A 12,748-nucleotide genomic window follows, 5' to 3' on the forward strand; every position below is an offset into this window, starting at 1 on the left:
GGTGCGTGCCTAGTTAGTAGTCTCCCGGCCGCTTGCCGTGATACGCGGCGAGAACCAGTTCCCTGGCGCCCTCCGGATCGACAGGACGTGGGTTGGATATATGGTGCTCGGCCAGGTGGCGAGCCGCACGCACAGCGTCGTGTGCGGTGAGGCCGAACTCGGCGAGCGACCGGGGCGCTCCCACTTTCCTGCCGAGGTCCCACAACGTCGCGGCGATTCCGACATCGTTGACGTCCAGCGCGGCCGCGAGTGGAGCGAGCGCTGCCTGAGCGGCGGTCTGGTTGAACGCGACCGCGTACGGCAGAACCACGGCATGCGTTTCCGCGTGTGGAAGACCGAAAGTACCGCCGAGGATATGGCAGAGGCTGTGATGGACCCCCATGCGCGCGGCACCAAGCGCCGTACCCGCCAGGTGTGCTCCATATTGCACCTCAGCCCGAGCACGCAGCTCACGACCGTCCGCGACGGCGTCAGGTAGCCATGTGGCGAGCAACCGCGCCCCTTCAACGGCGAGCAGCCGGGTAATGGGACTTGCCTGCGCGTCATAGGCGGCTTCAACACAATGAGCAAGGGCGTTGAGTCCGCTCACCGCGGTCAACCCGGCGGGCATGCCCGTTGTCAGCTCGACGTCGTAGACGACCGCCACGGGCCGGACTCGTGGGTCGCGACCAGTAGTCTTGCGGCCGCCATCGGTTCTGCCCCAGATATCGGTCATTTCCGAACCCGCGTAGGTGGTGGGGACGGCGAGAATCCGCAGGCCGGTATCCAATGCGACGGCTTTGGCCAGCCCGATCGCCGAACCTCCTCCGAGAGCGACAAGCCCGTCCGCCGCAATGCGCCGCGCCGTCGCGGTCGCGGCTGTCGCGGCGGCGGTGGGAACATGTTGGGCGGTATCGGAAATCCGCGCGCCGACCCACGGACCGAGTGCGGCGGCGATCTCGTCACCGACTGCGCGCAGCGGTTCGTCCCCACCGATAAGCAGGACCCGTTGCCAGGCAAGCGAAGCGACCTCATCGGGCACGTTGTTCCTCGCTCCAGCGGCAAGGACTACTCGCGTGGCAGGCATCTCGTGCACGAACTCGCGGATCACGGCTTCGGTGGCGACCGGTGTGTGGGGCGTCATGGGGTGCTCCTCGCATAGCGGGCCAGTTTGTCCTCATCGATCCGCACGCCAAGACCTGGCCCGGTGGGCACATGCAGGTAACCGTCGCTGTGACGCAACGGTTCGACCGTGACGTCGTCGGCCAACAGCAGCGGGCCGACGAGTTCACAGCCAAGAGGGAGGCTGGGCAACGCGGCGAAGAGGTGCATCGCCGCCGCGGTGCCGATCGAACTCTCCAGCGCGGTTCCCCCGTAGCAAGCGACCCCGCCCGCTGCCGCGATCGACGCGACCCGTGCTGCCCTGAGCAGTCCACCCGCCTTGCCCGGCTTGATGGAGACGGCGTCGCAGGCCCTCGCGGTGACAGCGGCTACGGCGTCGGCGGGGCGGCAAACCGATTCGTCGGCCATCAGCCGAATGGCGGTCGATCGGCGGCAGAGGCTCGCCATTCCCGCGAGGTCATCGCGATCAATGGGCTGCTCGAGTGTCCTGACGCCGATGGCCTCTAGTTCACGGATCGCCCACGCGGCGGTGCGGAAGTCCCAGACCCCGTTGGGGTCGGCGAGGTAGTCGACGTCCGCCCCGATCTTGTCGACGAGAAGCCCGGCCCGTCGGATGTCCTCCTCCGGAGTCAGGGCGCCCATTTTCAGCTTGAGTCCGGCACACCCCTCGCCGAGCCGTTCGGCCGCCTCCTGCACGACTTCCGTCCCGCCCAGCGCGGGCAACGCCCATCGCAACGAGATGCGATCTCGCGCCGCCGCACCACCGAGTAGCACGTACGCGGGCACGTCACGCACCCTGGCCGCGGCGTCGATCAAGGCCATCTCCAACGCCGCCTTGGCGAAGTCGTTCCCATAAGCGACGCGATCCATCGCCGCCACCGCGTGGTGCAGATCGAGACAGTCCGTGCCGAGGAGCGCCGGTGCGAGATAGTGCTCGATGATCTGCTGCTGACCTTCGATGCTCTCGCCGCTCCACCACGGGCCTCCCGGTGAGACTCCTTCCCCGATGCCAACCGGACCACCATCGGTGTGCAGGCGAACAATGAGATACGACTGCCGCTCGATGCTGTGCTCGGCGAACCGGTGGGGACGGCGAGTCGGGACGTCGATGATGGTGGTGTCGATCGACGTAACCTGGGGGCCGCTCACGACACTTGTCCGACGACGTGTGCGTTCAGGAATCGCAGGGTCTCCCGCCACGAGCCGTGAGCCGCCGCGCTGTCAGGACGCTCCTCGACAAGGCCTTGCAGGAAGCTATGTCCGGCCCCTTCGTAAAGGCGCTGCGTGTAGTCGACCCCGGTTTCCAGCATGGCCTTCTCGAAGCGAGCGATGACGTCGAGGGGGATGTAGTCATGGGTCCCCCACATCGCCAGGATCGGCCCGCGGATCTCGTCGGCGAGGTCGATCGGTCGCGGTGCCCGCACCGCGACCTCGCCGTCGACGCCCTCGGGGAATGGGTAGTAGCAGACCGTGGCCAGGTCTTGTCGCTGGGCGCACAGGTCAAGCGCGAACTGGCCCGCGAGGCAAAACCCCACCAGACCGGTGCGGGCTTCTTTCGCTCCCACATGATCGATCGCGGCCGATAGGTCACGCAGCGCGCGCTGCTCATCGAGGCCCGCGCGCCTAGCGAACGCGGCCTCCCTTGTCACCTCAGGCAGCGGGCCCTCCCGGAAGAAGTAGTCAACCAGCGTCGTGGTGAAACCCTCTGCCGCCAACAGCCTGCTCACCTCCGCGTAGAACGGGGATGGTCCGTAGATGTCCGGAGCCACCACGCAGCGTCCCCGCGGCGTACTCCTTGGTTGGAAGGTCCATCCCGGCATGTCACGGCCTTTCTCCACCGGGATGGCGACGGGCGTACTGCCGCGCATCGCATCACCGGTGCCGCTCCACCGCTCATGACACATTCGCGCCACCCGGCCGCAGCACGAAGTCGTATTCGGCCACCTGATGCGATCCGTTGATTCCAAACCGTGCGGCAAGACTCTCATCGGTTCCGTCTCGAACGTCGATGACAAGCGAGTCCTTCACCGCACCGACGACGTCGCCGTCCTCCAGCCACTCGTCACCATTGAAGTACAGCTGGGTGATCAACGGTTCGTACCCGTCGGCGGTAATGATGAAGTGGAAGTGCGCGGGCCGCCACGCGTGCATGCCGATCATCGCGAGGAACTCACCGGTTGGGCCGGAGTGCGGGATCTGATAAGGCGCCGGCCGGATGGTGCGCACCTGGAAGGTGCCGTCCGCCCCGGTGCGCATCCGGCCGCGGAGGTTGCCGGCGGGCGCGTCGCCAACGAAACCGGAGTAGGTGCCGTCGTTGCCCGCCTGCCACATGTCGATGAGTGCGTTGGGCACCGGCGTTCCGTCGAGCCCGCACAACTTTCCAGTGAAGATCATCGGCGTCCCCGGCTCGTCATCACGCATCGGCAGCACCAGCGGATCGCCGTCGAGCATCTGGGCATCAGGAAGGTGGTAAGGCCCCTGCACGGTTCCTGGCGAGCCTGGTTTGCCGTCGTGCGTGAGCCGCTCGACCACGGACTCGAAGAACACGTCTAGGAACAGCGGGACCTCACCGGACTCGGCGAGGCCGATGAGCCATCGCCACGCCGCGCGGTACTCGCTGTGGGTCACCTGGTGCTTCTCAAGTCGTTCCCGCACCGCGGCGAGAATCTCGGTGGCCACGGTGGCCACGCGCTCGTCATAGTCGGCCATTCGCGTTACTCCTCAAACGTGGCTCACCAGATGACTCCCGTCAGGTTGGCGGGCTTACGGTGAGCCGCCCAGTAGCAGCGTCGCGGACTCGTTGTGCTCGATCCAATACTTCTTTGACCTTGGCTCGATACCCGACTTGTTATCGCTGCCTGACCATTCATGCTGTAAGGGCTATCGTGGGTACCGTGACGACCCTCGACATCAGGCAGCTGGAGTGCTTCATCGTCGTCGCGGAGGAAGGACACGTCGGTCGCGCGGCACTGCGCCTGCACATGACCCAGCCGCCGCTCACCCGCCGCATCACCCGGCTGGAGCAGGAGGTGGGCGTACAGCTGTTCCACCGCACACCGGTCGGTATGGAACTGACCGAGCCCGGCGCGGTCCTGCTCGATCGCGCCTACCGCATCGTGCGACTCTCCGAGCACGCCGTGGAGCGCACCCGGCTCGCCGAAGCGGGCCAGATAGGACAGCTGGTGGTCGGTCACTTCGGGTCGACGATCTTCGACGCGGTCCCCCGCCTGCTCCGCGGCTTCGCGCAAGCGCACCCACAGGTCACGTTCGTACTGGAGCGCGCGCCCAAGAACGTCCAGGCTGACGCGATCCGCGACGGGCGCATGCATCTCGGTTTCAGCCGCCGTTATCGGGACGAACCGGGACTGGTGAGTCGCCAGATCACGACCGAACCACTGTTCGTCGCCACTCCCTCGACCCATCCGCTGCTTCAGCAGGGCGAGATCCGGCTCAGCGACCTGCGCGACGAGAACCTCGTCCTCTTCCCGGCGGCGCCAAGGCCCAGCTTCGCCGACGATGTCAGCCAGATGTGCAAGCAGGCCGGGTTCACGGTGCGCGCCGCCCGCGAGGCGGAAGACGCCGTGACAGCACTCGCTTACGTGGCCGCTGGCGGACTCTCCGCCATCGTGCCCCGCTCGGCCACCACGATCGCCATGCCAGGCCTGGCCTACGTACCCCTCGCTGACGGCCCACAACTTGAGCTGAGCTGCCTCTATCGCGCGGCCGAGCCCGCGCCCGCGTTGCGGGCGTTCCTCCGCTTCCTCGACACGTGGCCGGCTCCATCGTAAGGCGGATCAGGCCAGCGAGCGCCGGTACTCGATACCCAGATCGATATCATCCCCCGTTGAAATTGGTATTGGAAGTATCGAGCGGCCGTCATTAGCGTCACTTTCACAGATCGGGCGAAGTGAAGGGACGTCAACGATGACGGCTAGCGAACCACTCATCCGGACAGATGTCCTCATCGTGGGGACCGGTCCCGCGGGAAGCGCGGCCGCGGCGCTGCTGTCCACGTATGGTGTCGACAACGTCGTCATCAGCAAGTTCGGCTGGACCTCACGTACTCCGCGGTCACACATCACCAACCAACGCACCATGGAGATCCTGCGCGATCTCGGGCTCGAGCAGGAAGCGGTGACCGCAGCCACGCCGCGTGAGCTGATGGGCCAAAACACCTACTGCACGAGCCTGACCGGTACGGAACTCGGCAGGATCCGGACGTGGGGCACCCATCCGAACCGTATGGCCGATCACGACCTGGCTAGCCCGACCAAGATGTGCGACCTTCCGCAGAACCTGCTGGAGCCGATCCTGGTGAACGCCGCGGCACAACGTGGCTCCCGTATTCGGTTCGCCACTGAGTACCTCTCGCACGTGCAGGACGAGGAAGGCGTCACAGCGACCGTCCGAGACAACATGACTGGGGCGGTCTATGACATCCGTGCGCGCTACCTCATTGGCGCCGACGGCGCCAACTCCTCGGTCGTCGCTGACCTCGACCTGCCCATCGAGGGCACGATGGGCGTGTCAGGTTCGTTGAACATCGTGTTCGAGGCCGACCTGAGCGCGTATGTCGCACACCGGCCCAGCGTGCTGTACTGGATCATTCAGCCCGGTTCCGACCGGGGCGGCCTCGGCATCGGTGTCATCCGCATGGTTCGGCCATGGCACAAATGGCTGGCCATCTGGAACTACGACATCGCGGACGGTCCCCCGGAGCTCAGCGATTCGCACGTGGTCGACATCGTCCGAAACATGGTCGGCGACAACGATCTGGACGTGCGAATCGAAGCAACCTCCGCGTGGACGGTCAACGACGCCTACGCCCGCGAACTATCGCGCGGGCGGGTGTTCTGCATGGGCGACGCGGTACATCGCCATCCACCAACGAATGGCCTCGGTTCCAACGTGTCCATCGCCGATGCGTACAACCTAGCCTGGAAGCTCGCATTCGTACTGCGCGGGCACGCCCAGCCCGCGTTGCTCGACAGCTATCACGTCGAGCGCGCACCCATCGCGGCACAGACGGTCGCCAGGGCGAACAAGAGCCTCGGCGACTTCCCTCCGATCCTCGCCGCGCTTGGTCTCTTCGACACCGAAGATCCGGAGCAGATGCGAGCGAACATGGCCAATCTCCATGAAGAGGACGACGCATCCGCGGCGCAGCGCGCGGCCCTGCGTGAGGCGATCGACTCCACCCACTACGTCTACAACACACACGGCGTAGAGATGAACCAGCGCTACGTCTCGTCCGCCGTCATCGGTGACGGCAGCCCCGAACCGGAATGGCAGCGCGACCCCGAACTGTACTTCCAGGCCAGCAGCCGTCCCGGGGCGCCGCTGCCGCACGCGTGGCTCACTCAGGGTACGAAAACGATATCCACCCACGACCTGTGTGGCGGTGGCAGGTTCGTGCTGCTCACCGGTAACAGCGGCCGCCGATGGCGGACGGCGGCCGAGCAAGTTGGCACCGAACTCGGCGTTCCGCTGACTGTCGAGCAGATCGGCGCGGGTCAGGACACGGAAGACCCGTTCGGTGAGTTCGCCTCGGTCAGGGAAACCGCGGAGAGCGGTGCACTACTCGTCCGTCCGGATCGGATCATCGGCTGGCGACAGTACGCCTACGACGACACCGCCATATCGGGTCTGCGGGACGCGCTCGAGCGCATTCTCGGACGAGATGGGAGGTCCGACGACTCTACGCCAGCCGCGACGGCGAGCCTGGCATCGGCATGAGCGATACGACCGCCGCGCTGCCACGTCTCGATGGTCGGAAACTTCGCACCTGCCTCGGCAGCTTCGCCACCGGCGTCACCGTCATTACCTACCTCGCCAACGGTGAACCGCGCGGAGCGACCGTCAGCTCGTTTACCTCCGTGTCCCTGGATCCACCACTGATACTGGTGTCCGTCGCGCGAACGGCGAAGACGGCCAGCCTGCTCCCCGGTCAGCCGTTCGTGGTGAACGTACTGGCAGCGAACCAGCGTGATGTCGCGCTACATTTCGCGGGACGCCCTCGCGACGACTTGGACGTGCCGTGGTCGCAGGACGCGAGGACACCGCGGTTGCGCGGAACCCTTGCCTGGCTGGAGTGCGTGCCCTGGGCCACCTACGACGGCGGCGATCACCTGATGTTCGTCGGCGAAGTGGTTCACCACGACCATCGACCCGGCGAGCCCCTGCTGTTCCATCGCGGCACATTTCACACGCTCGGGCTGGCCTTCGACTACCTGCCCCCTACGACACGCCGCGGTGAGCCACGCGCGGCCCAGTGGCTGTCCTACGCGCACCAATTGCATCACCTGTCGGAGCCAGGACTCATCAGCGTATGACGCTCGACAACGCACATCTCACGACCCACCACTCGGAGAACCCATGAAGGTCACCTATTTCCAGCAAGTGCCATACCGGCACCTGCCCTCCGACTTCCAGCATCACCACGAGTCCGTCGTCACCACGCCCTACCACCAGCTGACTGAGCCGGACCTCGTCCACCACGCCTACCGCGACGCTTTCGCCGAGATGGCGCATGCGGCGCGTGCAGGTTTCGACGCCATCGCGATCACTGAACACGGTCAGAGCTGCTATGACATGGCACCAAACCCGAACCTCATCGCCGCGGCGGCCGCCAACACCACCGAAGCCGAAGGGCTGACGACCGCGATCTACCCGCTGGGCCGTTCGCTCGGCAAGAGCCGGGAACCGCTGCGAGTGGCGGAGGAGCTAGCCATGCTGGACGCGGTCAGCGGGGGACGGCTCATCGCGGGGTTCCCGGTCGGCCTCGCCTACGACGCCAATATCAACAACGGTGTGCCGCCCGCCGAGACCCGGCTACGGTTCGACGAGAACCTCGAACTCGTCCTCAAGGCTTGGCGGGCGCGCGATCCGTTCGCGTGGAATGGCCGTTTCCACCAGTACCCGGCGGTCAACATCTGGCCACGACCATTGCAGGACCCGCATCCTCCTGTCTTCATCACCGGCATCGGTAATCCCCGAACAATGGAGTTCTGCCTCGATCGCGGCTTCGGCTTCAACTACTTCGGCTGGTTCGGCGCCAAGGTCACCGGCCGCCGAATCTTCGACCGCTTCTGGGAGATCGCGGACCGGCTCGGCAAAGACGCCAATCCCTACCGGATGGGCTTCATGCAGACCATCTGCGTCGCCGACACCGACGCCAAGGCGGAGAAGTTGTTCGCCGAACACGCCGAGTACTTCTTCCAGAAGGCCATAGGTTCGATCCCTATGGAACGCCTCGCGCTCCCCGGGGGCATCGACATCAAGGGGCTGGAGTTCCTCTTCCGTGATCCGGGTGACTTCGGGATCTACGCCAAGATGCGCGAGGCTACCTTCGCCGAGCTGGTTGACGCGGGCTCGGTGGTCTGCGGCAGTCCGGCGACCGTGCGTGAGCAGATCACCGAGTTCGCCCGCGAGTTCCGCATCGGCAACCTGCACACCATGCTGCAGTTCGGGTCGATGCCCACCGCCCTCGCGAAAGACAACATCAGCCTCTTCGCCGAGGAGGTCCTTCCCACCTTGCGTGAGCTGTGGAGTGAAGCCGGCTGGGCACATCATTGGTGGCCGGAACGGCTCGGCGGCACTCCGATCGACACGACGCGGACGGCGGACGAGGCGGTGATCGCGTGAACCAGGGAAGCATCACCACACCACGCGAGCGCGACGTCGAGACGTGGGACGGCAAGGTAACTCTGCGGGTGCGGGTGGCAGGGGACGGCCCTCCGCTGCTCTACCTGCACGCCGCGAATGGATTGATGTGGGACCCGTTCCTGACCGCGCTCGCGGAGCGCTACACGGTGTACGCGCCCGAGTTTCCTGGAACGACGTCGGGAGACCCGTATGCCATCCATCAGATCGACAGCTTGTGGGACGCGGTGCTCATCTACGAGCACATGCTGCGCGAGCTCGACCTCGCGGGAATACCGATGATCGGGCAGTCTTTCGGCGGCATGCTCGCCGCTGAGCTCGCCGCGGCGTACCCGACGTTGTTCTCCCATGTCGTCCTGCTCGACCCGATCGGACTGTGGCGCGACGACGCCCCGGTCGCGAACTGGATTTCCGCGTCCTTCCCCGATCTGGTGGCCATGCTGTTCCACGACCCAACCAGACCCGCCGTCCAGGATCTGCTGGCGATGCCGGAGGAGCCGGCAGCGCACGCCGCCGCGCAGGCCGCGATGGTCTGGAACCTCGGGGCAACCGGGAAACTGTGCTGGCCCATTCCGGACCGCGGCCTCAACAAGCGCTTGCACCGCGTCACCGCACCGACACTGATCATCTGGGGTGAGCATGACGCGCTGATACCGGTCCGCTACGCCGAGGATTTCCACCGGCATATCGCCGATAGCCAAGTCAAGATCGTGCCAGACGCGGGACACGTGCCTCAGGTCGAGCAACCGGAGACCACGCACCGCCTGGTCACCGACTTTCTGGTCTGAGGCGGATCCGAGCATGGACGTGGCAGCAGCATCCGGCGAAGTTCAGCCCGGCCGTGTGCGTCACAACGAAGGCGTCACCGGGTCGGCGATGACGTTGCGGGTGTGTGCGATGACGTGGGAAGCCGACGACGTGCTCTCCATGGCGCTCCGCGCCCCTGACGACGTCGATCTGCCCGCGTGGGAACCCGGCGCCCATATCGACATGGAGCTCGGCGACGGTCTGGTGCGGCAATACTCGCTGTGTGGCGACCCCGCCGACCGCGGCGAGTACCGGGTGGCGGTGTTGCGCGAAGACCACAGTCGCGGCGGCTCGGAGTACGTGCACCGGACGTTACGACCGGGCGACCTCATCGATGTACGCGGGCCACGCAACCATTTCCGGCTGGAGGACGCCGAGCGGTACCTGTTCATCGCCGGCGGCATCGGGATCACCCCGATCCTGCCGATGATCGCCGCGGTGCGAGACACCGGCCGACCGTGGCGGCTGCTCTACGGCGGCAGGCGGCGCAGCAGCATGGCCTTCACCGACACGCTCGCTCGCTACGGCTCAGCCGTCCGGCTCGCCCCGCAGGACGAAGTCGGCTTGCTCGACCTGAATACCGCGCTCGCCGTTGTCGATGAGCACACCCTGGTCTATTGCTGCGGGCCGGCACCGCTGATCGATGCCGTGCACGAACGCTGCCCCGCCGAACAGCTCCGGGTGGAACGGTTCGCCGCACCGGAACCGGAGGACGACGCGCTACCCGCGGACGCGTTCGCGATCGAGCTCGCACGAACCGGCCGAACGGTACACGTGCCAGCGGACCGCTCCGTTCTCGACGTGCTTCTCGACCATGGCGTGGAGGTGCCCAACGACTGCCGCGAAGGCATTTGCGGCAGCTGCGAGACCAAGGTGGTGAGCGGCGAGGTCGACCACCGCGACTACGTGCTCACGGACCGGGAACGGCGGGCGGGCAGCACGATGATGGTCTGCGTCTCCCGCGCGTGCGGCCATCGGATCGTCCTTGACCGATGACACGGATGGACGCCCACCACCTGGTCGCCACCTTCCTCTGCCAGCCCAAACACAGCGTGTACACACGAGAGGAGACCACTAGTGCGAACACAGCACCAGGACACAGCAACCGAGCAGCCACCCCCTCAGACAGAGCTCTTCGAGCGGTCGGTCCCGCAGGTCGGCCTGCTGTCTCGAATCCGCTCCACCACCGGTCAGCAGGCGCGTGAGCTGTGGCTGGGCGCCCTTGGCCGGGTGCCTGGCCTGTCCAACGTCGTGAACCGGCCAGAGGCTCGGCCGCTGCGCTCATCGAGCGTGCGCATGTTCCGGTGGGGCCAAGCGCCCTATGGCACGGCGGAGAAACCCGAGTCGCTAGCTGAAATCCCGTGGGACTACATCAAGGCGAATGAGGACGACATCCCGTTTCTTGGCCTTCGCGAGTACTGGTACCCCGCGCTCAAGTCCGGCCAGTTACGCCACAACGAGTCTCGCCCCGTCACCCTGCTCGGCGACAATATCGTGCTCTTCCGCGCCGCGGACGGAACGGCGCGGGCGCTGGAGAACCGCTGCCCCCACCGCAGCGCCTTGCTTTCACTCGGCCAGGTCGGCGCCTACGAGGCGGGCACCATCACCTGCCGATACCACGGCATGACCTTCGACGGCGAAGGGAGCTGCGTCGCCTACCTGGCGGACGGGCCGGACAGCCCGGCGATCGGCAAGGTCCGCGCCCGTTCCTACCCGGTCGAGGAGCACGCAGGCATCATCTGGGTCTACATGGGACACAATCAACCGAGCTCGCTTCTCGACTCCCAGCCGCACGCTCGCTCCGTGCTCGGCCAACGATCCCTCATCGTGCAACACATGGAGCTGCCGTTCAGCCATCTGAACATGCTCGACAACGCCACGGACCTCACGCACGTCGGTTGCCTGCACCGCACCTGCCTGCTGTTCGGCAGCCAGCGACCATTCGGTGAGATCGAATGCGAAGAGCGCGGACCGACGGGGCTGCGTGCCAGCTACACCCAGGCGGGCGAGCACCCAGGCAAACTGCACATCGATCACGTCGAGTGGTACCTGCCGAACGTCGTCTACCACGCACCCGGCGATCTGGGAGCCGGGCTCGGGGAAGGCTGGTTCTGGTTCGTGCCGCGCGACGTCGGCAGCTTCACGGCATGGCTGATCATCGGCGGCGACCAGTCAGGCGGGCCAGTACGGCGAGCCGTCACCACACGGCTGGCGAGGATCCTGACTGGATCGCTGTTCAGCAGGCGGCTCGGACCGACAACACTCGTCTCGTGCCTGCTCGGCGGTGACGTACCCATGCAGGCCTCGCAGGGCAGGGTGGCCCGCTGGGACACTGACCGGCTCGCCCGTGGCGACCGCTCGGTAGCTAGAGCTCGGCGGATGGTCCAGGAGGCACACCGAGCCGAAGTGGCCGAGCGGAAACGCCGCGACTCCGGGCGATCCGCACGCACGACGAAACGTGGCGCGCGTGCTGAGCAGTCATGACGGGCGCGTGAGCAACCCACCGACCACGTCGCGCGCCGCGGCACCGTAGGTCTCGGCGGACAGTTCCGGGTCCCAGGACCGCTGCAGGATGAAGCCTTGCACCAGCGCGAGCAACACTCCGCCGACGGCGTCGGCGTCGACCCGCTCGGCGACGTCGCCGTCGCGCTGCCCCAACACGATGCGTTCGCGCAGCGCCGACCGAAGCCCGTCCAGCCCGTCCTGCAACGCCGCGGCCAGGTCAGGGTTGCGCAATGCTTCACCCCATGCCTGCACGGCCAGTCGCATCCGCACGTCGGCCTGGTCGAGATGAGCGATCGCCCTCGGCAACCCCGCGACGAGGTCGGCGATCGGCTGGTGCGTCCGCAGCGCGTCGCGCACCAGCGCCTGCACCGACCCGATCGCGTCCATCGAGATCGCGATGATGATCTCGTCCTTGCTCCGGAAGTAGCGATACACCGCACCTGGCGACAAGCCTGCCTCGCCGATGACGTCCTGCATCGACGTCCGATGAAAGCCGTCACGAGCGAAACGGGCGGCCGCGGCGGCGAGGATGTGCTCGCGGCGAGCGGCAAGGTACTCGGCACTGACTCTAGGCACGACCAAATAATAGAACGAACATTCCTTCTTGACAACAACCCACGGGCTCGTCATAGTTAAAAAGAACGGACATTCGCTTTACGAGCAACGTGCGGAC

Annotated in this window: 12 protein-coding genes; 7 read left to right on the forward strand and 5 right to left on the reverse strand. The window is 66.2% G+C overall.

The window, feature by feature from the left end:
• Window positions 1–13: 13 nt before the first annotated feature.
• The 4 genes from ACFQGD_RS23940 to ACFQGD_RS23955 are packed head-to-tail and all read right to left on the reverse strand — an operon-like array spanning window position 14 to window position 3,810.
• Complete coding sequence (locus tag ACFQGD_RS23940; protein WP_345400247.1) at window positions 14–1,123, reverse strand: maleylacetate reductase; 1,110 nt, start codon at window positions 1,121–1,123, stop codon at window positions 14–16.
• The gene (locus ACFQGD_RS23945) at window positions 1,120–2,250 is read right to left on the reverse strand and encodes a muconate/chloromuconate family cycloisomerase (RefSeq protein WP_345400244.1); all 1,131 of its coding nucleotides are present in this window, start codon (window positions 2,248–2,250) and stop codon (window positions 1,120–1,122) included. Before ACFQGD_RS23945 ends, ACFQGD_RS23940 begins: the two co-directional genes overlap by 4 nt.
• Entirely contained in the window at window positions 2,247–2,969 is a 723-nt protein-coding gene (locus ACFQGD_RS23950; protein ID WP_345400241.1) for a dienelactone hydrolase family protein, read from the reverse strand. The genes ACFQGD_RS23945 and ACFQGD_RS23950 overlap by 4 nt, the downstream gene beginning before the upstream one ends.
• Window positions 2,970–2,994: 25 nt before the next feature.
• Window positions 2,995–3,810, reverse strand: coding sequence for a dioxygenase family protein (locus ACFQGD_RS23955; protein ID WP_345400238.1), 816 nt, complete (start codon window positions 3,808–3,810; stop codon window positions 2,995–2,997).
• Window positions 3,811–3,995: 185 nt separating this feature from the next.
• Here ACFQGD_RS23955 and ACFQGD_RS23960 point away from each other — a divergent pair, with 185 nt between their 5' ends.
• The 7 genes from ACFQGD_RS23960 (at window position 3,996) to ACFQGD_RS23990 (ending at window position 12,054) form a co-directional block, all read left to right on the forward strand.
• Entirely contained in the window at window positions 3,996–4,889 is an 894-nt protein-coding gene (locus tag ACFQGD_RS23960; RefSeq protein WP_345400235.1) for a LysR family transcriptional regulator, read from the forward strand.
• A 136-nt stretch (window positions 4,890–5,025) separates the two neighbouring features.
• Entirely contained in the window at window positions 5,026–6,837 is a 1,812-nt protein-coding gene (locus tag ACFQGD_RS23965; protein ID WP_345400232.1) for an FAD-dependent oxidoreductase, read from the forward strand.
• Window positions 6,834–7,433: a flavin reductase family protein gene (locus ACFQGD_RS23970; protein WP_345400229.1), complete on the forward strand. Its 600-nt coding sequence runs from the start codon at window positions 6,834–6,836 to the stop codon at window positions 7,431–7,433. Before ACFQGD_RS23965 ends, ACFQGD_RS23970 begins: the two co-directional genes overlap by 4 nt.
• A 43-nt stretch (window positions 7,434–7,476) precedes the next feature.
• Entirely contained in the window at window positions 7,477–8,745 is a 1,269-nt protein-coding gene (locus tag ACFQGD_RS23975) for an LLM class flavin-dependent oxidoreductase (RefSeq protein ID WP_345400226.1), read from the forward strand.
• Window positions 8,742–9,551, forward strand: a complete 810-nt coding sequence (locus ACFQGD_RS23980; protein WP_345400223.1) for an alpha/beta fold hydrolase — start codon at window positions 8,742–8,744, stop codon at window positions 9,549–9,551. Before ACFQGD_RS23975 ends, ACFQGD_RS23980 begins: the two co-directional genes overlap by 4 nt.
• 13 nt (window positions 9,552–9,564) lie before the next feature.
• Complete coding sequence (locus tag ACFQGD_RS23985) at window positions 9,565–10,566, forward strand: PDR/VanB family oxidoreductase (protein WP_345400220.1); 1,002 nt, start codon at window positions 9,565–9,567, stop codon at window positions 10,564–10,566.
• Window positions 10,567–10,647: 81 nt separating this feature from the next.
• Window positions 10,648–12,054, forward strand: coding sequence for a Rieske 2Fe-2S domain-containing protein (locus tag ACFQGD_RS23990; protein ID WP_345400217.1), 1,407 nt, complete (start codon window positions 10,648–10,650; stop codon window positions 12,052–12,054).
• Here the strand turns inward: ACFQGD_RS23990 and ACFQGD_RS23995 are convergent.
• Window positions 12,049–12,651, reverse strand: a complete 603-nt coding sequence (locus ACFQGD_RS23995) for a TetR/AcrR family transcriptional regulator (protein ID WP_345400214.1) — start codon at window positions 12,649–12,651, stop codon at window positions 12,049–12,051. The two genes, ACFQGD_RS23990 and ACFQGD_RS23995, sit on opposite strands and share 6 nt — an antisense overlap.
• Window positions 12,652–12,748: the final 97 nt, after the last annotated feature.

It is taken from the genome of Haloechinothrix salitolerans (genome assembly GCF_042662605.1).
Classification (GTDB): Bacteria; Actinomycetota; Actinomycetes; order Mycobacteriales; family Pseudonocardiaceae; genus Haloechinothrix_A; species Haloechinothrix_A salitolerans.